This window comes from Nitriliruptor alkaliphilus DSM 45188 (genome assembly GCF_000969705.1).
Taxonomy (GTDB): Bacteria; Actinomycetota; Nitriliruptoria; order Nitriliruptorales; family Nitriliruptoraceae; genus Nitriliruptor; species Nitriliruptor alkaliphilus.
In genome coordinates this window covers 2,301,501-2,322,390 of sequence record NZ_KQ033901.1, presented here as the reverse complement: position 1 = coordinate 2,322,390, position 20,890 = coordinate 2,301,501, and the positions used below count along the sequence as shown (strand labels likewise).

20 protein-coding genes are annotated in these 20,890 nt (G+C 72.4%); 7 read left to right on the top strand and 13 right to left on the bottom strand.

The window, feature by feature from the left end; genetic code table 11:
- Positions 1–104 precede the first annotated feature (104 nt).
- The 4 genes from NITAL_RS10855 to NITAL_RS10840 all read left to right on the top strand — a co-directional run bounded on the left by NITAL_RS10855 (position 105) and on the right by NITAL_RS10840 (position 5,780).
- Complete coding sequence (locus NITAL_RS10855; protein ID WP_052666247.1) at positions 105–911, top strand: SDR family oxidoreductase; 807 nt, start codon at positions 105–107, stop codon at positions 909–911.
- A gap of 254 nt (positions 912–1,165) precedes the next feature.
- Complete coding sequence (locus NITAL_RS10850) at positions 1,166–3,253, top strand: LVIVD repeat-containing protein (RefSeq protein ID WP_157041761.1); 2,088 nt, start codon at positions 1,166–1,168, stop codon at positions 3,251–3,253.
- Positions 3,254–3,423: 170 nt separating this feature from the next.
- A complete protein-coding gene (locus tag NITAL_RS10845) occupies positions 3,424–4,242 on the top strand; it encodes an RNA polymerase sigma factor (protein ID WP_052666245.1) in 819 nt (272 codons plus the stop codon).
- The gene (locus tag NITAL_RS10840; protein ID WP_211262334.1) at positions 4,239–5,780 is read left to right on the top strand and encodes a pyridoxal phosphate-dependent decarboxylase family protein; all 1,542 of its coding nucleotides are present in this window, start codon (positions 4,239–4,241) and stop codon (positions 5,778–5,780) included. Before NITAL_RS10845 ends, NITAL_RS10840 begins: the two co-directional genes overlap by 4 nt.
- A 9-nt stretch (positions 5,781–5,789) precedes the next feature.
- On the opposite strand, the gene meaB is transcribed toward NITAL_RS10840, so the two are convergent.
- On the bottom strand, positions 5,790–6,944 hold the full coding sequence (meaB, locus tag NITAL_RS10835; protein WP_052666244.1) for a methylmalonyl Co-A mutase-associated GTPase MeaB: 1,155 nt from the start codon (positions 6,942–6,944) through the stop codon (positions 5,790–5,792).
- 49 nt (positions 6,945–6,993) lie between these two features.
- Entirely contained in the window at positions 6,994–8,181 is a 1,188-nt protein-coding gene (locus NITAL_RS10830) for an acetyl-CoA C-acetyltransferase (RefSeq protein ID WP_052666243.1), read from the bottom strand.
- 176 nt (positions 8,182–8,357) lie between these two features.
- On the opposite strand from NITAL_RS10830, the gene mce reads away from it, so the two are divergent.
- From mce to NITAL_RS10815, 3 genes are all read left to right on the top strand, one after another.
- Positions 8,358–8,765, top strand: coding sequence for a methylmalonyl-CoA epimerase (mce, locus tag NITAL_RS10825; RefSeq protein ID WP_052669594.1), 408 nt, complete (start codon positions 8,358–8,360; stop codon positions 8,763–8,765).
- A gap of 68 nt (positions 8,766–8,833) precedes the next feature.
- On the top strand, positions 8,834–9,271 hold the full coding sequence (locus NITAL_RS28490; RefSeq protein ID WP_052666242.1) for a hypothetical protein: 438 nt from the start codon (positions 8,834–8,836) through the stop codon (positions 9,269–9,271).
- On the top strand, positions 9,268–10,287 hold the full coding sequence (locus NITAL_RS10815) for an alcohol dehydrogenase catalytic domain-containing protein (RefSeq protein ID WP_052666241.1): 1,020 nt from the start codon (positions 9,268–9,270) through the stop codon (positions 10,285–10,287). The genes NITAL_RS28490 and NITAL_RS10815 overlap by 4 nt, the downstream gene beginning before the upstream one ends.
- 33 nt (positions 10,288–10,320) lie before the next feature.
- On the opposite strand, the gene NITAL_RS10810 is transcribed toward NITAL_RS10815, so the two are convergent.
- The 11 genes from NITAL_RS10810 to NITAL_RS10765 form a co-directional block, all read right to left on the bottom strand.
- Complete coding sequence (locus NITAL_RS10810) at positions 10,321–11,058, bottom strand: hypothetical protein (protein WP_157041760.1); 738 nt, start codon at positions 11,056–11,058, stop codon at positions 10,321–10,323.
- Positions 11,059–11,228: 170 nt separating this feature from the next.
- Positions 11,229–11,744 carry a peptidylprolyl isomerase gene (locus tag NITAL_RS10805; RefSeq protein WP_342674206.1) on the bottom strand — a complete coding sequence of 172 codons (516 nt, stop codon included), beginning with the start codon at positions 11,742–11,744 and terminating at the stop codon, positions 11,229–11,231.
- A 190-nt stretch (positions 11,745–11,934) separates the two neighbouring features.
- The gene (locus NITAL_RS29395) at positions 11,935–12,810 is read right to left on the bottom strand and encodes a peptidylprolyl isomerase (RefSeq protein ID WP_342674205.1); all 876 of its coding nucleotides are present in this window, start codon (positions 12,808–12,810) and stop codon (positions 11,935–11,937) included.
- Between the two features lie 41 nt (positions 12,811–12,851).
- Positions 12,852–13,064, bottom strand: a complete 213-nt coding sequence (locus tag NITAL_RS10795; RefSeq protein WP_052666239.1) for a hypothetical protein — start codon at positions 13,062–13,064, stop codon at positions 12,852–12,854.
- Entirely contained in the window at positions 13,061–13,336 is a 276-nt protein-coding gene (locus tag NITAL_RS10790; RefSeq protein ID WP_052666238.1) for a YkvA family protein, read from the bottom strand. The genes NITAL_RS10795 and NITAL_RS10790 overlap by 4 nt, the downstream gene beginning before the upstream one ends.
- Before the next feature lie 124 nt (positions 13,337–13,460).
- Entirely contained in the window at positions 13,461–15,230 is a 1,770-nt protein-coding gene (locus NITAL_RS10785) for a 3-hydroxybutyryl-CoA dehydrogenase (RefSeq protein ID WP_157042166.1), read from the bottom strand.
- A gap of 121 nt (positions 15,231–15,351) precedes the next feature.
- Positions 15,352–17,025, bottom strand: coding sequence for an amidohydrolase (locus NITAL_RS10780; RefSeq protein ID WP_052666237.1), 1,674 nt, complete (start codon positions 17,023–17,025; stop codon positions 15,352–15,354).
- On the bottom strand, positions 17,022–18,062 hold the full coding sequence (speB, locus tag NITAL_RS10775; RefSeq protein WP_083442150.1) for an agmatinase: 1,041 nt from the start codon (positions 18,060–18,062) through the stop codon (positions 17,022–17,024). The genes NITAL_RS10780 and speB overlap by 4 nt, the downstream gene beginning before the upstream one ends.
- Positions 18,063–18,082: 20 nt before the next feature.
- Positions 18,083–19,552 (bottom strand): aldehyde dehydrogenase family protein, encoded by a 1,470-nt coding sequence (locus tag NITAL_RS10770; RefSeq protein WP_052666236.1) that lies wholly within the window; start codon positions 19,550–19,552, stop codon positions 18,083–18,085.
- Positions 19,552–19,737, bottom strand: coding sequence for a hypothetical protein (locus NITAL_RS27220; RefSeq protein WP_157041759.1), 186 nt, complete (start codon positions 19,735–19,737; stop codon positions 19,552–19,554). Before NITAL_RS27220 ends, NITAL_RS10770 begins: the two co-directional genes overlap by 1 nt.
- Positions 19,724–20,881 carry an ABC transporter substrate-binding protein gene (locus NITAL_RS10765; RefSeq protein ID WP_211262331.1) on the bottom strand — a complete coding sequence of 386 codons (1,158 nt, stop codon included), beginning with the start codon at positions 20,879–20,881 and terminating at the stop codon, positions 19,724–19,726. The genes NITAL_RS27220 and NITAL_RS10765 overlap by 14 nt, the downstream gene beginning before the upstream one ends.
- Positions 20,882–20,890: the final 9 nt, after the last annotated feature.

Below are 20,890 nucleotides of genomic sequence, written 5' to 3'. Positions count from 1 at the left end.
CAACCGTGCCGCGGGCAAGGACCACCAGATCGAACAGGTCGGCCGCAAGGTCCGCGACATGATCCCCTTCATCACCACCCCCACCGAAGGGTTCTAGTCCCCCCGTGCCCGTCCTGATCACCGGCGCCCACCGGCCGTTGGCGCGTCGCGTCGCCGCCGCCCTCCTCGAGGAGGGCGGCGAGGTCCGCGTCCACTCCGCCGGCGAGGTGTCCTCGCTGCGCGCGGGTGGGGCGATCGTGGCGGCGGGTGACGCCGACGACGAGGGCCACCTCGAGGCCTCGCTGGCCCAGGTCCACACGGCCATCCACGTCGGTCGCGGTGTGCTCGCCCCCTCGCCACGGGTCCTGGTGACCGAGGCCGAGACGTTGGTCCGGGCCGCGACCGGCGCCGGCGTGCGCCGCATCGTGGCGCTGTCGGTCGTCGGCGCGTCCCCGGGCGCGCCGGACCCGCTGCGCGCGGCGTACGGCGAGGTCGAGGCGCTGCTCGCCGCCGCCCCGGTCCCGACGGTGGTCCTGCGGACCTCGCTGGTGGACACGCCCGCCATCCGTGACGCCCTCGGGACGGCCGGCCTGTCCCCCGACGAGCGTGAGCAGCAGGTCGCTCCGGTGCGTCCGGCCGACGTGGTCGAACTGGTGGTGTCCTTCGACCGGATGCGATCGTCGGCAGCGTCGGGCCACGCGGCGTTCACCGCGGACGGCCCGACCACGTCGACCCTCGGCGACTACCTCACGCGCGTCGGGGTCGCCCGTCCCGGTCAGGGATCGCTCGTCGGACGTCGTGCGCTCGATCCCGCTCGGGTGCCGATGCTGCTGCCCTCGCTGACCGGACCGTGGGTGAGCGGGCCGTCCGACCCACCGGACGCCTGGGCGTTCACCGGGGTCGTTCCGAGCGTGGTGGGACCGGGAGCGTGACCCCCGCGCCGGCGCGCCCAGCGGGCGAGCAGGGTCGGCTGGAGCAGGAGGCAGGCCACGACGCGCGTGGTCGGAGCGAGCGGGTGTCATCCGTATGCCGACCTGGACACGCCCAACAGGTCGCGCGACCTGCGCCCGAAGGCCCGGACACCCCGGGACCTTCGTCCTAGCGTCCCGCCGTTCCCTTGGGAGAGGGACGACGCGGCCGGGGACGGATCGGGAGATCCTCGTGTCGCGCGAACGGGAGAACCCCTATGAACCATCGAGTACGCACCGTGCTCGCAGCAGCAGCGGCTGTGACCGTGGCCGCCGCGACAGGAGCGATCGCCCACCCCGGCCACGGGGAGCGTGGCAGCGTCGACTTCGGCGACATCGCCGACGACGGCGGCAAGCAGCACGATGGCGAGGGTGGTCACCTCGATCCCGTGTCCTACGGGGTGCGGCTGATCGGGAAGGGGGCGCTCTCCGCTCCTCCCGGCACGAACGGGGACATGACCGGCCGCGTCGCGGACGTCGCGGCACACGGCGTCCACGCCTACCTGACCGCCTTCCGGGCGGCGGACTGCCTCGGCGGTGGGGCGTGGATCATGGACATCTCGGATCCCACGGCACCGGTCGAGGTGGGCTTCCTGCCGACCACGGACGGCAACTACGCCGGCGAGGGTGCGCAGGTGGTGACCCCCGACTACGGCGCGTACGCGGGACGTCAGCTGTTCATCCACCAGAACGAGACCTGCGACGCCGAGCTCGCCGAAGCGACCGGCAAGGAGCGCTACCTCGGGGGCATCAACATCTGGGACGTCACCGACCCGCTCGACCCGCAGCTGCTCGTCGAGCACGCCGGGGACATGACCGTGGGTGTCGACGCCGACGGCAACCAGGTGCTCCGGGACAACCCCACCACGGTCCACTCCGCCTTCGCGTGGAACTCACACCTCGACGAGAAGACCTACGCGGTCCTCGTGGACAACGAGGAGTGGGAGGACGTCGACATCTTCGACATCACCGACCCCACGGACCCGGCGCCGGTCAACGACACCCTCGACCTGTGGACCCTGTTCGACGTGGCCCAGTCCTCGCCGCCGAACCTCACCCAGGTCTTCAACCACGACATGATGGTCTACCGCAAGGGCGACCGCTACATCATGAACGTCAACTACTGGGATGGCGGTTACGTGCTGCTCGACGTGACCGATCCCACCCCGGGCAACGTCACCCTGATCGCCGAGTCCGACTACGCCGAGCTCGACGAGGAGCGCCTCAAGCGCGGCCACGAGGTGGCACCCGAGGGCAACGCCCACCAGTCCGAGTTCTCTCCCGACTTCAAGTACCTGATCGGGACCGACGAGGACTTCTCGCCCTACGGCGTCGGGGAGTTCTCGATCACCACCGGCCCGAACGCCGGCGTGTACGAGTCCGTCGCGGTCGGCGGTGCGGCACCCGTCGCATCGCTCCCGGACCTCCGCCTCAACGGGCCGACGGCCTACGTGGGCTACGCCTGCCCCGACTCGGCACCGGTTCCGCCACGGGATGAGGTCGGTCTCCCCGAGCTCGCGGAGGGCGAGGAGGCCATCGCCGTCATCCAGCGCGGCCCCGTCGGCGACCCGAGCGCGCCCGAGGGGGCGTGCTTCCCGGGTCAGAAGGCGGACGCGGCGATGGCGGCCGGCTACGACGCCGTGCTGTTCGTCGACCACCACGCCGGACACAACGCCAGCCCGGACCAGCCGTTCTGCGGTTCCGGCGCCTTCACCCAGCCGGTGGTCGCGGTCTGCACCACGCACACCGCGTTCCACCACCTGTTCGACAGCCCGCCGGACTACTCGATGCCGTACGACGCGGCGAAGGAGCCGGCCATCGGCGACGTCGGCCACTCCATCGACGTCGACTCGGTGTTCAACGGCTGGGGGTACGTGCGCCAGTTCCGCACCAAGTTCTCCGACGTGCCGGGCACGCCCGGGTCGATCGAGCAGATCGACACCTACGCGGTGGAGGAAGCCCAGATGGAGGAGTACGCCATCGGGTACGGCGACCTGTCCGTGCACGAGGTCGCGACCGACCCGCGTCCCGGGGTGAACCTGGCCTACCTGTCGTACTACGCGGCCGGTCTGCGGATCGTGTCGTACGGCCCGAAGGGCATGCAGGAGGTCGCCGCCTTCATCGACGAGGGCGGCAACAACTTCTGGGGCATCGAGGTCCACGAGATCGACGGTGAGACGTACGTGCTCGCCAGCGACCGCGACCACGGCCTGTACATCTTTCAGGCCGACGTGGACGTCCCCGGGCGTCCGACCTCGACCCCGAACAACGGTCCGAAGGACGGCAAGGGCCCGAAGGACGGCTGACCAGCCGCGCGCAGGAGGTGGAGCCCCGCTTCGGCGGGGCTCCACCGCGTCGGTCACCGGCTCCTCGGCGGTCGCCACCGGGTCCGCCCTGCTGAGCGGTAGCCTCCGTTCCGCCCTCCGGGGTGGACCGCGACGTACGGGCCGTGCCCGGACCGGAGCCGCGAGGGATCATGCGGTACGACGAACGCGACGACGGCGAGCTCCTCGAGCTCGCGCAGGCGGGCTGGGCGCCCGCCTACGCCGTGCTGGTCCACCGGCACGCGCCCGCGCTGCTGGCGGCGTTCGCCGACGATCCCGATCCGCTCGAGCGCGTCACCGACGTCTTCGTCCGCGCGATGCGCCAGCTCCCCGAGCGCGACCCGGCCGCTCCCGTCGGCCCGTGGCTGTTCGCGCTCGCGGGTCGCCCCGTACCGGCGTCCGTGGTCGCGATCGACGAAGAGACGCTCGACCCGGTCTGGCGGAGCCTCGCCGCGCGGTGGCCCGACGGCCGGCACGTCCACCACCAGCGACCGGCCACGCGCCGGATCGTCGCCGTCCTCGGCGCGATCGCGCTCGGGATCGCCGTCCCGACCATCGTCCTCGGCCTGCCCGCATCCGCGCCCGAGGAGGCCACGACGTCGGTCCGCGCGCAGCCCCTCGACGACGAACCGACCGAGGAGCCCGAACCGGAGGAGCTGCCTGACTTCGAGTTCCCCGACATCGGTGGCGACGGCGGGGAGCTGCCCGACGGGCCAGTCGACCCGGTCACGCCACCGTCGACCCCGCGCAGCCCGTCACCCCCACCGCCGGTGGTCCCGTCCCCCGCCCCCTCGCCAACGCCCGAGCCCAGTCCGACCGTGGAACCTGTCGAGCCACCTCCACCCGAACCGGTGGACCCCGTCACCGACGACGACGGCAGCACCGACGATGACGGCACCGGCGACGACGGCACCGATGACGACGACAGCGGGGGGGACGACGCCGTCCTGCCGGGCCTGGACGACGGGTGACCGGCGACGTTCCGGCCCCGTCCGCGGCTGACCGGCCAGACGGGGTCGCCGGGGTCGCCGGCCCATCGCTCGACCCGGGGCAGTCCGGTACGGGCGACATGGACGCCGCCAGCTTCCGTCGGCACGGGCACGCGGTCGTCGACTGGATCGCTGACTACCTCGAGGGCGTCGGCGACCTGCCCGTGCTCGCCCGCGTGGCCCCCGACGAGGTCCGCCACGCCCTCCCCGCGACCCCGCCCGCCGGACCGGAGCCGTTCGCGGCCACCCTGGAGGACCTCGACCGGGTGCTCCTGCCGGGCATCACCCACTGGAACCACCCCGCGTTCCACGCCTACTTCGCGATCACGGGTTCGGGCCCCGGGATCCTGGCCGAGGCGGTCTCCGCCGCGCTCAACGTCAACGGGATGCTGTGGCGCACCTCACCCGCGGCGACCGAGCTCGAGGAGCTCACCGTCGACTGGTTGCGACAGCTGCTCGGCCTCGCCGACGGCTGGCGTGGGGTGCTGACCGACACCGCCTCGGTGTCGACCTTGCTCGCCCTGGCCGCCGCCCGCGAGCGCGCCGAACTCGACGTGCGGCAGCGTGGGCTCGCGGGGCGACCCGACATCCCGCCCCTGCGCGTCTACACCTCCGCGGACGCGCACTCGTCGGTCGAGAAGGCGGCCATCACCCTCGGGCTCGGGCGCGACGGCGTCCGGCTGGTGCCCGTCGACGACCAGCGGCGGATGGACGTCGACGCGCTGCGGGAGGCCATGGCGGAGGACATCCGGCTCGGTTCCCGACCGATCGCCATCGTCGCCACCGTCGGGACGACCTCGACCACCTCCATCGACCCCGTCGCAGCGATCGCCGACGTCCGTGACGAGGTCTCGGGCGACCTCGGCTGGTCGATCTGGCTCCACGTCGACGGCGCGTACGGCGGGACGGCGGCGATCTGCGAGGAGCTGCGCTTCGTGCTCGACGGGGTCGACCGTGCCGACTCGCTGGTGACCAACCCCCACAAGTGGCTGTTCACGCCGATCGACTGCTCCGCCCTGTTCGTCCGGGACGTGGCCACGCTGACGCGCGCCTTCTCGCTGGTGCCCGAGTACCTCACCACCGACGACGAGGGCGTGACCGACTACATGGACTGGGGCGTCCAGCTCGGCCGACGGTTCCGGGCCCTGAAGCTGTGGGCGGTCATCCGCTACTTCGGGCACGAGGGGCTGGCCGCGCGGATCCGCCACCACGTCGCGCAGGCCCAGCAGGTCGTCGCGTGGGTGGAGGCTCACCCCCACCTCGAGCTCGCCGCCCCGGCCCCGCTGTCGACGGTGTGCTTCCGTTCGGTGGTACCTGGAGAGGACGAGTCGGCCGCGACCGACCGCAACCGGTCGTGGCTGGCGGCGATCAACGCCACCGGGGAGGCGTACCTGTCGCACACGGTGCTGGACGACCGGTACGTCCTGCGCCTGGCGACCGGCAACCTGCGCACCACCGACGACCGCCTCGAGACCACCCTCGGCGTGCTCGACCGCGAGCTCAGCGCGCTCCTGCCCTGACCCTGACCGTCAGGCGTCGCCGCCCTCCAGGGCCTCGAGGAGCTGGTCGGCGGCGGTGTAGGGGTCGAGGTCGCGCCCGGCGACCTTGGCAGCCAGCGCGTCCAGCAGCGGGTCACCCGCCCCGCCGCGCCGCCGGGACCGGCCGTGATCGTTCGGCCCCCCGGGGCCGACCCCACCGGCGAGCCGCGCGAACCGGGCGCGTACCTGTTCCAGAGCGATCTCGCGGACGGTGTGCAGGGCTCGCTCGCGGGAGCGCTCCTCGGCCTGACCGGACGCGACGAGGTGGTCGCGGTGCTGGTCGAAGGCGTCGACGACCTCGCTGACACCCTCGCCGCGGACGGCGACGGTGCGCAGGATGGGGGGCCACCACCCGGAGGCCGCCGACCCGGGCACCAGCTCGGCGTCCTCTGCCAACTCTGGGTCGCCCCCCACTGGTGGCGCGAGTTCGGGATGATGGTCGAGGAGGTCGGGGTGCTCCTCGAGCAGGTCGGCGGTGGTCCGGCCCGACGTCGCCTGGCCGAGCTCCAGCATCGAACGCAGCTCGGACTCGAGCTTGCCAGCACCCGGCGCGTCGGCCTTGTTGATCACGAACAGGTCGGCCACCTCGAGGATGCCGGCCTTGGCGGCCTGCACCGAGTCGCCCATGCCGGGGGCCAGGGCGACCACCGTCGTGTCGGCGGTGGCGGCGATCTCGACCTCGGACTGCCCGACGCCGACGGTCTCGACGATGACGTCGTCGAACCCCGCCGCGTCGAGGACGAGCACCGCCTGCGGGGTCGCGAACGACAACCCACCGAGGTGGCCGCGCGACGCCATCGACCGGATGAAGACCTTCGGGTCGGCGTGGTGGCCCTGCATGCGGACGCGGTCCCCGAGCAACGCCCCACCGGAGAACGGCGAGGACGGGTCGACGGCCAGGATGGCCACGGACCGGTCGCGGGCCCGCAGCTGCGTCGTGAGCGCGTTGGTCAGGGTCGACTTGCCGACACCGGGCGAGCCGGTGATCCCGATGACGCGCGCCCCGCCGGTCCGCGGGTGCAGGGCCCCGACCACCTCGCGCAGGCGACCGGGAGCACCGTCCTCGACCAGGGTGAGCAGGCGTGCCAGGGCGCGGCGTTCACCCCGCCCGAGCCGCTCCACGAGGTCTTCGACCGACTGCGCCACACCCGCTCCTGTGTCCCGGGGGGCGCAGGCTACTGACCCCGATCCGCTCTCAACCGACACGCACGATCAGGGCGTCACCCTGGCCACCGCCGCCGCAGAGGGCGCCGACGCCACGGCCGCCGCCGCGTCGGGTCAGCTCGTGGATGAGGGTGACCACGATGCGCGCACCCGAGCAGCCGATGGGGTGGCCGAGCGCGACCGCGCCCCCGTTGACGTTGACCCGGTCCTCGCCGACGCCGAGCTCGCGGGCCGAGGCCAGGGCGACCGACGCGAAGGCCTCGTTCATCTCGTAGAGGTCGAAGCCGGCCGGGTCGGCGTCGACCTTGGCCGCTGCGGCGCGGATGGCGCCGGCGGGCTGGTGCAGCAACGAGGGGTCCGGGCCCGCGACGGCGCCGTAGGCCTCGATGGTGGCCAGGACGGGCACGCCGAGCTGCTCGGCCTTCTCGCGCGAGGCGAGGACGAGCGCCGCACCACCGTCGGAGATCTGCGAGGCGTTCCCGGCGCTGATCGTGCCCTCCTTGTCGAAGGCGGGACGCAGCTTGCCGAGCGACTCGGCGGTCGTACCGGGCCGGATGCCCTCGTCCTCGGCGATGGTGATCGGGTCACCCTTGCGCTGGGGCACGTCGACGGGGACGACCTCCCCTTCGAACGCGCCCTCCTTCCAGGCAGCGGCGGCGCGCTCATGCGAGCGGGCGGCGAACTCGTCCTGGTCCTCACGCGTGATGCCGAGGTCCATCTTGGTCTGGTAGTTCTCGGTCGCGAGGCCCATGGCGCAGGCGTCGAAGGCGCAGGTCAGCCCGTCGTGCATCAGCACGTCGGTGATCGTGCCGTCGCCGAGGCGGTAGCCGTGGCGCGCCTTGTCGAGCACGTACGGGGCGTTGGTCATCGACTCCATCCCGCCGGCGACGGTGACATCCGCCTCGCCGAGGCGGATCAGGTCACGAGCGCGCGAGATCGCCGTCATCCCGGACAGACAGACCTTGTTGATGGTCTCGGCCGGCACGTTCATGCCGATGCCACCCTCGACCGCGGCCTGACGGGCCGTGATCTGCCCCTGGCCGGCCTGGAGGACGTGCCCCATGGCGACGTAGTCGACCTCACCGGCGTCCACGCCGGACCTGGCGAGCGCGCCGGCGATGGCGTGGCCACCGAGCTGCATCGCGGTGAGGGACGCGAGGCCCCCTCCGAACCTGCCGATGGGCGTACGGGCGTAACCGACGACGACGACCTCGGACACGGACCTCTCCTCCGCTCGGGTGAGCCACCATCGTAGGGCCGTCGGGCACCCACCTCACAAGCGAGGCCGGCCCCCGGGCCAGATCCAGGTGGAGCGGGTTGGGCACGGAGCACGCCACCGGGCACGATGGGCCGAACGCGACCGGCCCGCGGTCGCCGTCCCCTGAGGAGCGCGACGTGCCGGTGACCCGCATCGACCAGATCGCCATCGCGGTCGAGGACCTCGACGAGGCGCTCGCGCTGTACGAGCGCGCGTTCGGCCTGACCCCCGAGTACCGCGAGGCCGTTGAGTCCGACGGCGTGGAGGAGGCGATGCTCAACGTCGGTGGCGTCTACATCCAGCTGCTGCAGGCGACCCGGGACGACTCCCCGATCGCCAAGTACCTGGCCAAGAACGGCCCCGGGCTCCACCACCTCGGGTTCGGGGTCGACTCGGTCGCGGGCACCCTCGACCACCTCCGCGACGAAGGTGTGCGCCTGATCGACGAGGAGCCGCGTCCGGGCGGCGGCGGGCACACCGTGGCCTTCGTGCACCCCAAGGGGACGAACGGCGTGCTGGTCGAACTCGTCGAGGACGGACACTGAGGTCCGCACCAGCTCCTGACCGGTAGCCTCGCCCGGTCCGTCGTCGTCCAGGGCAGGAGCCGGAAACCGTGGGGTTCTCCGACCGCCTCCGTGGCTGGTTCAAGGGTGAGGGCAAACGCTCCTCGCCCTCGAAGGCCACGGCCCCGGCGTCCCGGGCGAGCACCAAGGAGCTCGAGGAGTTCGCCACGACCCGCTCGAGCGTCGAGGCCTTCCTCGAGCCCCGGACCGCGATCTACTCGATCACCCTGCTGCTGGTGGCCGACGACGGCGAGTACCTGCGGCGTCCCATCGGTGACGCCAAGCAGGCCCGCGAGCTCACCGGTCGCCTGAACCTGCCGCTCTACGACGCGGCCCGCGTGGGCTACCCGAAGCGGATGCGGGACTACGACACCGGCAAGCGACCCAATCGTCTGCGCGTCGAGGACATGCCGCCGTGGCCGGGCGACGACGTTGGCTCGGACGGTCCACCGCCGCCACCGGTCCCCCCGGCGGGGACCGACGAGTGAGCGGCGAGGTCCGCGCCGTCGTCCACGCAGCCACACCGGGGGACGGTGGCCCTGGACACCTGCGTGCCGTCGGTCGACCGGCCCCTGTCGCCGGCCACGGCCAGGCCGTGGTGGAGGTCCACGCCGCGCTGCTGCGCCCCGGTGCGGCGCCTCCGCTGGTGGACGGCACGGTGGTCGGCACCGCTGCGGCCGGTGTGGTCGCCGCCGTGGGCACGGGCGTCGGCGGCTTGCAGGTCGGGGACGCGGTCACGTTGCCCGCCCTGGTGACGTGCGGGACATGCGGCGTGTGTCGGGCAGGCCGCGCGAACCTGTGCCCCGCCCGTCAGCGACCCGGCATCGACGTGGACGGCTGGCTCGCCGAGCGCGTGGTCGTGCCTGCCGGCCTGCTGGTCTCCGCGGCGGCCACCGTCCCGGCTGCCCTCGCGGCGTCGGTCCCGGGGATCGTCGCCGACGCCTACCACGCGTTGAAGCGAGCCGGTGTCGGCCCGGACGTGTCGGTCGCCGTGGTGGGGGCCGATGCCCTCGGGCTGCACGTGACCCAGCTCGCCGCGCTCGCCGGCGGCGTGGTCACCACCCTCGACGACCGCCCTGCGGCACGCGAGCGGGCAGCGGACCTCGGTGCCGACGAGGTTCTCACCGTCGGCGATCGTGCCCTGACCGACGTGCTCGTCGAGCCGGTGGACCGCCTGTTCGTCCGTGGCCCGCAGCCCCTGACGGCGGCCGCAGCGGCCCGCGTCCTCGCCCCAGGTGGCCGGCTCGTGGTCCTCGACAGCGACGACGTCGCCGGCGATGTCCCCATGCCGACCGACCTGTTGGTGCGCCGTGAGCTCGACGTGGTCGGTGCCACCGGGTCGACCCCCGAGGACGTCGTCGAACTGCTCGACCTCGCCGCCGAGGGGCGCCTGATCCTCCACACGGCCGTGGGGGGACGGTTCACGGTCTCCGAGCTCGGTGACGCCGAGGCCGCGCTCGGGAGCGACGAGGACGGCCTGTTGGTGGTGGTCGACCCACGCTGACGCGGGCAGCTCGGCCCTGCGTTGCCGGTGGTCCTACGACGCCGGTTCGAGGGCGACGACCGGTTCGCCGTCCTCGATGCGGATACGCCAGCGGTCCTGGCCCTCGCCGCGGGTGACCAGCACCGGCGTCCCGTCCTCGTCGAACTCCCAGCTGGCGAGCTGGGTGCCGAGCGGCAGATCGGGCACCGCGTACGTCGCCTGGTCGTCGGACGGGTTGGTGCCGTGGTCGTGGTCGAACCAGCCGACGGTCCGCAGGCGCGTCCCGTCATGGTCCCACTCGAGCCACGCGAGGCCCGACCCGTCCGGCGCCCACACCGGCAGCGGCGGGACGTCGGCGACCTGCGCCAGGTCGGGGGAGACCTGGAGGCGGGACGGGAACCAGTAGAGGTCGGTCGGATCCCCGTCCGCGACGGTCACGTACCGCAGCTCGTACCGCTCCTCGACGCGGGTCAGGGCCAGCACGGTGACCGGGTCGTCCGGCTCACGCCCGGGACGGACCTCGGCCTGCAGCAGCTCGGCCTCGTCGGTGGAGGCGATGACGGCACGCGAACCGTCGGGTGCGACGAGCAGGACGTCGTCACCGACGATCGAGGCGATCGGCGTGGGCGCCGCGGTACCGGTGTCGCCGCTCTCCGGAGCCCGCGCGCCATCGGCACGATCGGCGCTCGGGACCGCGCAGGACGCCGACAGCAGCGCGGTCAGCCCGAGGGCGCACGTGAGGGCGAGCGTTCGATCGAGCGCGCCCGTGGCGCGTGACTGCGGTGCCTGCAACGTGGTGTGATCCCCGGGGTGCTGGTCGGTCAGCGGACGGTGACGTGCACCGTCACCCGCATAGACGTGCGAACGGCCCGTCGAGTTGCACGCGGACGCGCAGCGCACGCGAGGTCCCCGGGACGCTCGCTGGGCGAGCGGGGCGGCCCCGGGCCGCCCCGCAGCGTGCCTCAGTCCTCGGTGATGTCGATGCCCGAGATGACCACCTCGTCGTTGGGCCGGTCGCGACCGTCGGTGGGCGTCGTGGCGATCTGGTCGACCACGTCGAGGCCGTCGGTGGTCTTGCCGAAGACGCTGTACGACGGCGGCAGACCCACGTCCTGGTGGCAGATGAAGAACTGGGAACCGTTGGTGTTGGGGCCCGCGTTCGCCATCGCCAGGGTGCCCATCTTGTAGCCACGGCTCCTGGCGCTCTCGAGCTCGTCGGCGAACTTGTAGCCCGGCCCGCCGGTGCCGGTGCCCGTCGGGTCACCGCCCTGGATCATGAAGTCGCGGATGACGCGGTGGAAGATCACCCCGTCGTAGAACCCCTCCCGTGCGAGGAAGACGAAGTTGTTCACCGTCTGCGGCGCCTCGTCGGCGAACAGCTTGGCGGTGACGTCGCCACGGTTGGTGTGGATCGTCGCGGTGTAGGTCTTGTCGGTGTCGATCGTCAGCTCGGGCGGTGAGCTCCACTGCTTGGCCACGTGCACGTTCCTCAGGTCGGGATCATCGGGGTGTGGGGTCGTCAGCCTCGGAGCCTAATGGGGGCCGACGACGCGTTCGTCCGGGGTCCGACCCCTGTCGGTCGGCCGAGTCGAGGGCGGGTTCGACCACGAGGGCAGCGAGGGCAGCGTGTGACGGTCCGAGGGCCGCTGGCGTCCACCCTGGCCGAGGTCAGTTCGCCTCGATGGTGACCGAGGTGATGACCACCGGGTCGATCGCGGTGTCCCCCTCGGCTGGACCGAGGGCGATCGCCTGGACCACGTCGATCCCGTCGAGCACGCGTCCGAACAGGGTGTAGGCGGGCGGCAGCGGGACACCGTCATCGGGCTCGACGATGAAGAACTGCGAGCCGTTGGTGTCCGGACCGGCGTTGGCCATCGCCAGCGCGCCCTGCGGGTAGCCGCCCTCCTCGGACACGAGCTGGACGGCCGCGTCCAGCTCGTCGTCGATCGTGTAGCCCGGGTACGCGGGGCCGTCGCCCGCGGGCGAGCAGTCCTCGCGCCCGCAGCCGGTCCCGGCGGGGTCGCCACCCTGGATCACGAAACCCTCGACCACGCGGTGGAAGATCACGCCGTCGTAGTAGCCGTCCTCGGCGAGGAACACGAAGTTGTTCACCGTCTCCGGGGCAGCCTCGGCATCGAGCTCCAGGACGATGTCGCCGCAGGTGGTCGCCAGGGTCGCCGTGTAGGTGGTGACGCCCTCCTCGATCACGGTGTCCGGGGCCTCGTCGTAGAGCGTGCTGGTCACCTCGGGGACGTCGCCCGGGGTCGGCGGGCAGGCGCCCTCGGGACGCTCGCCGGCGGCGAGGTCGCCAGGGGCTTCGTCGAGGGGTTCTGGATCCTCGGCCGCACCCGGCTCGTCGTCCACGACCGGGCTACCGCCTGGGTCGATCACGCTGACGAGGGCTGCCCCGACCAGCGCCAGGACCATGAGCCCGACCAGCACGAACACCAGGACGCGCGAACGGCCGCGCCGCTTGGCCAGCACGTCCTGCTGCCGCTTCTGGCGCGCTCGTTCCAGCTGCTTCTCGTGGGTGCTCTTGGCCACGCTGATCCGCCTCCGCGTCGTGCCGAGAGGCTAGCGGCGCCTCACGGACGGCCGCGCCGCACGGCGAGCCGCCAGCAGTGCTGGTGCCAATGGCGCCGGAGGTCGACCTGCTCGCACGGCCACACGACCACGTGGCCGGCGCCCGGGGGGATCGGGTTGCCGCACCCCGGGCACAGGTACTCCTTGTCGGCACGGAAGCCGGGGACCCGGTCGACCTCGTAGCCGTCGAGTTGCGGGAGGTCGAGACCGCTCACTCCTCGGTCCCCGACGAGGGGGCCGCACGATGGTGACGCGAGGTGCCGACGCCGGCCAGCACGATCAGAACGCCGAACCCGTCGTCGGTCCCCGTCCAGTGCTCGCGCACCACGTCGTAGCCTGCGGCGGTGATCAGGCGCCGCACGGCGATGAGCACCGCGAGCAGGTCGTCGATGCCACCGACGTACGGCACCACGTCGGGCAGGAGGTCGACCGGGGAGGCGACGTACGCCGCGGCCGCGGCAGCGACGGCCTTGGCGTGCCACGGCACCCGCTTGTCGCGGCTCAGCGACCGCAGCAGCCGTCCGAGGTCCGGCAGCAGGCCGACCGCCTCGCGCCACAGCGGCCGCGGGCCGGCGGGGACCTCCTCGTCGGCCGCGTCCGGGACCTGCTGATCAGTAGACGTAGAACCCCCGCCCGACCTTGCGTCCGAGGAACCCGGCGTCGACCATGTGCCGCAGGAGCCCGGCCGGCTCGTAGGACGGCTGACGGAACTCCTGCTTGAGGCGCTCGATGATGGCCAGGGTCACGTCGAGGCCGACCACGTCCATGAGCTGGAACGGCCCCATCGGGTACCCGGCGCCGAGCTTCATCGCCGTGTCGATCTCCTCGGCGGTCGCGTAGTGCGACTCGAGCATCTTCACGGCGTCGTTGAGGTAGGGGAACAGCAGGGTGTTGACGATGAACCCGGCCCGGTCGCCGCACAGCACGCCGACCTTGCCGACCTTGTCCACGAAGGCGCGGGACTGCTCGACGACCTGCTCGTCGGTGCGGACCGTCGGCACGACCTCGACCAGCTTCATGATGGCGGCAGGGTTGAAGAAGTGCAGGCCGATCACCCGGTCGGGGCGGTCGGTGACCATCGCGCACTCGATGATCGGCAGCGAGGAGGTCGTCGTGGACAGGACCGCGTCGGGCTTGAGCACCGGGGCGAGCTCGGCGAACAGCTCGCGCTTGACATCGAGGTCCTCGGCGACCGCCTCGATGACCACGTCCGAGGGCGCGAGATCCTCGAGGTCGGCCGTCGGCTTGATGCGCTGGAGGGTGGCGACCATCTCCCCCTCGGACACGCGCCCCTTGTCGACCATGCGCTGGAGGGACTTGGCGACCTTGGCGGCCACCGCCTCGGCCTTCTCCTTGGAGCGGCCCCGCACGACCACCTCGTAGCCGGCCTTGGCGCAGACCTCGACGATGCCGGAGGCCATCGTGCCGGTCCCGAGCACCCCGACGGTGGTCCAGGCGGCGATGCTGTCCGGGTCGGCGGGCGCCCGGGCGGAGTCGTCGGGCACCACGCGCGAGCTGCCGGGCTCCTCGTAGGCGTAGAACCCGCGGCCCGACTTGCGGCCGGTGAACCCGGCGGCGGCGAGCTGGCTGAGGATCGGCCGCGGGGCGAAACGCGTGTCCTGGAACTGCGAGTGGATGGCCTCCATGATGCCGACGAAGGTGTCGATCCCGACGAGGTCGGTCAGGGCGAGCGGCCCCATCGGCAGGCCCGCGCCGAAGCGCATCGCCGCGTCGACGTCCTCCTTGGTCGCGTACCCCGAGTCGACCATCCAGACGGCCTGGTTGAGGTAGGGGAACAGCAGCTGGTTGGCGATGAAGCCGCGGCGGTCCCCGACGACGACGGGAGCCTTGCCGATGGTCTCGGCGAACCTCTTGGCGACGTCGACCACGTTCTCGTCGGTGACCACGGTGCGGACCAGTTCGATGAGCTTCATCACCGGCGCTGGGTTGAAGAAGTGGAAGCCGAGGACCCGGTTGGGGCGCCGGGTGTGGACCGCGATGTCCATCACGGGCAGGGACGAGGTGTTGGTCGCCAGGATGGCGTCGTCGCGGACGACCTCGTCGAGGCGCCGGAACGCCTCCTGCTTCAAGGTCAGGACCTCGGGGACGGCCTCGACGATCAGGTCGCAGTCCCCGAGCACACTCCAATCGGCCGAACCCTGGATGCGCTCGGCGATGGCGTCGCGCTCGGCCTGCTCGAGCTTGCCGCGCGACACCTGGCGGTCGAGCGAGCTGGCGATCCGGGCCGAGCCGCGCTCGACGGCACCGGCGTCGACCTCGACGAACGCCACCGGGAGCCCGTTGCGGGCCACGATCTCGGCGATGCCGGAACCCATCGTTCCGCAGCCGACGATGCCGACCTTGCCGACCTCGGTGACGATCTCGCTCACGGTGGTCCCTCCCAGGCACCCGTCACCGGGCGCGTTCGTGTCCCTCGCCGCGCGGCGTCGGCGCGGTGGCGGACCAGCCTAGGGAGGGCCCGTGGCCGGCGACGAACCGAGGTCAGCGGCCGACGTCGTGGACGGTGGTGCCGGCACGCCACGTGCGCTGCACCGCCACCTCACCGAGGGCAGCGGCGGGCACCCGCGTGACGTCGACGTCGGTCAGCACCAGATCGGCACGCTGCCCGACCGCGATGGTGCCGGTGTCCAACTCCTCGCCGGCCTGGAACGCGACCCCGGCGGTGTAGGCCTGCAGGGCGTCGTCGCGGGTGATGCGTTCCTCGGGGTGCAGCACCCCGGCGTCCGGCGCGCCCGGGACCTGCCGCGTCACGGCGACCTGGATGCCCTGCAGCGGGAGGTGGGACGACACCGGCCAGTCGCTGCCGAAGGAGATGTGCGCCCCGCCGCGCAGCAGCGAGCCGATCGGGTACTGCCACCCGCTGCGCTCGGGGCCGAGACGCGGCGCCGTGAGGTCGACCATGATCTCGTTCGGTTGTGCCCACAGGGGTTCGAAGTTGGCCACGGCGCCGAGGGCGCGGAAGCGGGCCCGGTCGCTCGGGTGGACGAGGTGGGTGTGGGCGACGACCGGTCGACGGTCCCGGTGGCCGTTGACGACGGCGACGTGCTCGAAGGCGTCGAGGGCGTCCCGGACCGCGCGGTCCCCGATGGCGTGCAGGTGGAGCTGGAAACCCGCCGCGTCGAAGGCCGCGCAGGCCCGCGCGAGCTCGCCGGGTTCCCAGTTGGCGATGCCGTGACCGCCGCCGCTGGTCGGATCGTGGGCGAGGGCGCAGTACGGCTCGAGCAGCGCGCCCGTCCCACCCTCGATGACGCCGTCGACGAACAGCTTGACGGTGGACAGGGTCAGGCGTCCGCCGGGCACCCCGTCGGCAGCGCGCCGGGCCGTGGCGGCGGTGACGTCCCGGCGGGCGTCACGGAACGCCTCGAGCTGGTCCCGCCAGCGCTCCACCTCGACCTTGGGCGCGACGTCGAGGTCGGCCGTCAGATCGCCGGCGTCGGCGACCCGCGCGAACGCGGGCAGCATCGGCAGGGTGATCCAGGCGTCCTGCCCCCACACGAGGCCGGCGGAGGTCATGCGGTCGAGGCCGACCTGCAGCCCCCTGGCCTGCTTCTCGATCCCCCGGGCAGGCAGGTGGTCGTCGAGGAGGTGCTCGGCCTCCTCGAGGAGGGTGCCGACGGGCTCGCCGTCCCGGTCGCGCACGATCGTCCCGCGCGGGGGATCCGCCGTCGCCGCCGTGATACCGGCCACGCGCAGCGCGGCGCTGTTGCACCACACCATGTGGTGGTCCGAGGACCACAGGGCGACCGGGCGGTCCCCGACGACCCCGTCGAGGACGCTCGCGCGTCCGGTCCCACCGGGCAGGATCTCGGGCGGGTACCCCCACCCGACGACCCACGCCTCGGCCGGGTGCTCGTCGGCGAACGACGCGACCCGGCGCAGTACCTCGCCGACGTCGGCGCTGTCGACCAGGTCGCAGTCCAGGGTCTCGGCGCCCCCGTTCAGCGGGTGGATGTGCCCGTCGCGGAACGCCGGCAGCAGCGTGCCGTCCGCCACCGGGACGACCTCGGTCCGCGCGTCACGCCGATCCCAGGCTTCGGTGCCGAGCGCGACGATGCGGCCGTCCACGACGGCGACGGCATCGGTCCGTTCGCCCGTCCCGGTCCAGATGCTGCCCCGGTCGGGGTCCTCCTGGACGACGAGGAGGTCGGCGCTCACGGGGCGGTGGCCACCGCGCGGCGGCGCTCCGCCATGCCGGTGGTCAGCTCGAGCACGACGCGGTTGGCCAGCGCCGCGGTGATGTCCATCGGCTGGTCGTAGTGCGGGGCGACCTCGACCACGTCCGCCCCGACCACCTCGAGGTCGCGTCCGAGGCGGCGCACCGTGTCGAGCAGCTGCCGCGAGGTCAGGCCGCCGGGTTCGGGGGTGCCGGTTCCGGGCGCCATACCCGGATCGACCACGTCCACGTCGACCGACACGAACACACCGACCGCCGGCTCTTCGCCGTTCGGCCCGGGCCCCGCCGCGTGGGCGACGGCCTCGTCGACGACGCGTTCGAGCCCGCGCTGGACGACCTCTTCCATGGTGAAGCTGCGCATGTGCTGCTCGCGCATCCAGGCGACCGTCTCGGGCGGCGGCCAGTAGCCCCGCAGGCCGATCTGCACGAACCGGTGGCCGGGCACGGCGCCGGATTCGATCAGGCGCCGCATCGGCGTGCCGTGCCCGTGCAGCTGGCCCCACTGGTCCTCGCCGGTGTCGGCGTGCGCATCGAAGTGCACCAGCGCGATGCGACCGAACCCGTGGTGACGCGCCACGCCTGAGGCGTCCGGGAAGGTGATGGTGTGATCGCCACCGAGCACGATCGGGATGCCACCGCGCGACGCGACGGTGTGGACGTAGCGTTCGATGCTGGTCAGCGAGGGGGCGATGTAGCCGCCGACGATCGCGGCATCGCCGGCGTCGACGACCGGCAGGTCCACGAGTGGGTCGACCCCCGCCGTCAGGTGCGGGCGGCTGCCGTCCGGCGGCAGGTAGTCGGCCTCACGGATCGCCTTCGGTCCGAACCGAGCCCCGGGGCGGTGCGACGCACCCCAGTCGAACGGTGCCCCGAGGATGACCACCTCGCCGGGCTCGACCTGGTCGACACGGCGGTGCGGCACGCCGCAGAACGAGCCCCGCGCCCCGAACGATTCCCCCGTGCCGGGGGCGAAGGGTTCGTCGAACCCGTGGGTCGCGGCGTCGTCGGGGGTGGGCAGGTCCGGCAGGTCGTGATCGGTCACACGTCGTCCTCGCCGGCGCCGTAGGGGAACCACCAGTCCTTGCGGTCCTGGCTGAAGTCCCAGTGCACGTGCTTGGTCTCGAGGAAGGTCTCGAGCCCCTCGGGGCCGAGCTCGCGGCCACCGCCGGTCATCTTCATGCCGCCGAACGGTCCGGCGTAGTTGTCGGTCAGCGGGTCGTTGATCCAGACCGTGCCGACCTTGACCCCCTCGTAGAACCGCTTGATCGCGAGTGGGTCGGAGGACCGCAGGGTCGCGCCGAGGCCCATCGTCGACGCGTTCACGCGCCCGATCACCTCGTCGAGCCGGTCGTAGGTCGAGATCGGGATGGTCGGACCGAAGGTCTCCTCGGTCGCGATGACCATGTCGTCGTCGACGTCGACGAGCACCGTCGGTTCGAAGAACCAGCCCGGACGGTCCGGCCGACCGCCGCCGGTGACCACGCGCGCGCCGCGGCTGACCGCATCCTCGACGTGGGCGGTGACCTTGTCGCGGAACCGGTCCGCTGCCATCGGCCCGAGGTCGGTCCCGGCGTCCAGCCCGTGACCGAGACGGAGGTCGGCCACCTTGGCGGTGACCGCTTCCGCGAACCCGTCGCGCATCCCCGCCGGCACCAGCACCCGCTCGGCGGACGTGCACACCTGGCCGGCGTTGAGCAACGCCGCGTACGCCAGCGCGTCGGCGGCCGTCTCGAGATCGGCATCGGGCCCGACCACGAACGCATCCTTGCCGCCGAGCTCGAGGTGCAGGTGCTTCATCATCGGCGCGGCCACGGACGCGATGCGCTGCCCGGTCGCGACCGAGCCGGTCATCGCGATGACCCGCACGTCGGGGTGGGCGACCAGGGCCTCGCCGGCCTCGGCGCCCGTCCCGGTGACCACGTTGATGACGCCGGGCGGGAAGTGGTCGAAGCAGCTCTCGATCCAGCGGAGGGTGACCAGGGAGGTCAGCTCGGACGGCTTGATCACCACGGTGTTGCCGGCAGCCAGCGCCGGCGCGAGCTTCCAGGCGAGCAGCAGCAGGGGGTAGTTCCAGGGCACGATCGCGCCGACGACCCCGTACGGCTCCTTGAGCACCATGTTCAGCTGCGATCGCGGCTCACCCGACGGGATGACCCGTCCGCTGCCGTTGCGGCCGAGCTCGGCGTAGTACCGCAGCGAGGTCAGGGCCCACTCGGCCTCCTCCTCCTGCTCGGGTCGTGCCTTGCCCTGCTCGCGGGTCAGCAGCTCCACGAGCTCGTCGTGCTGCTCGGTGCTGCGCGCCACGGCCTCGTGCAGCAGCTCGGCTCGGTCGTTGGCGGCCGTGTAGCGCCAGCCGTCCGACGCATCGCGAGCAGCCGCGACCGCCCGCTCGACGTCCGCCGCTCCGCCGGCGGGCACGCGTCCGATGACCTCTTCGGTGGCCGGATCCTCGCTGTCGATCCACCCACCCGTGGCTGCCGCGTCGATGCGCTGGTTCGCGATCCACATCAGCGTGCCGTCGGGAAGGAGAACTGGGGCCGGTCGGCGACCTGGCGCTGAACTCGTCCCGTCGCCGGGTCGAAGACGTCGCCGACCCGCGTGGCACCCGGGGACCCGGGTGCCACGTCGGTGTCGACATCGGTCGGCTTCCCGCCGATCCAGTGCCCGAGGAGTTCCACCTCAGCCCTGCGCACGGGTGAACAGGTCGGTGTAGAGGATCTCGGCGTCGCCGGTGCTCTCGAGGAAGTACAGGTTCTCGCGCACGTCGTCGTCGGGAAAGATCGCCGGGTCGCCGGTGATCTCCTCGTCGATGAACTCCATCGCGGCAGCGTTCGGCGAGGCGTAGTAGGTCCAGTTGGTCAGCTGGGCGCCGTTCTCGGCGTCGAGGATGAAGTCGATGAACGTGTGCGCCGTGCACGGGCTGTCCGAGTCGGCCAGGATCGCCATGTTGTCGGTCCAGATCGTCGCCCCCTCGTCGGGGATCAGGTAGGCGTACCGGTCCGGGTCGTCCGCGCTGCCGAAGTTGTCCAGGAAGTTGCCGCTGTAGCCCTGGGCGACCACGGTCTCGCCGGTCATCAGCAGCTCGGTGAACTGGTCGGAGGTGTAGGTGACCGTCCACGCGCCGGCCTGGTCGATCAGATCGGCTGCTTCCTCGAGCTCCGCCTCGTCCTGGGTGTTGGGGTCGTAGCCGAGGTAGTACAGCGCCGCGGCCATCCCTTCACGCGGGTCGTCGAGGATCGAGATGCGTCCGGGCAGCTCCCCCGCCATGTCCGGGTCGAACAGCCACCCCCAGGTGGGCTCCGGATCCGGGCCCGTCGCCTCGGTGTCGACGCCGATGCCCGTCGTGCCCCACTGGAAGGGCATGGAGTGCACGAGGCCCGGGTCGTAGGGCGGGTCGACGAACTCGTCGGCCACGTTCGCCATGTTCGGGATCGCGTCGTGGTCCAGGGCGAGGATCAGCCCCTCCTCGATCATGATCTCGACCATGTAGTCCGAGGGGACGATGACGTCGTAGTCGGCCCCGCCGGCACGGATCTGGGCGATCAGGGCCTCGTTGGAGGTGTAGTTGTCCTCGGTGGCGTTGACCCCGTACTCCTCGCTGAACGCGCTGAGCAGGTCCGGGTCCATGTACTCCGACCAGTTGTAGAGCAGCAGGTCGCCGTCGGTCTCGCCGACCTCGCAGCTGACGGTGTCGGCAGCCACGCCGCCGTCGTCCACGCCATCGTCTGCCGCCGTGTCGTCGCCCGCGTCGTCAGCGGTGGCGCCGGCGTCGACGTCCTCACCGACCTCGCGCCCACAGGCGGACAGCACCATCGCGCCCACCAGCAGCGCGCTCACCCATCGCAG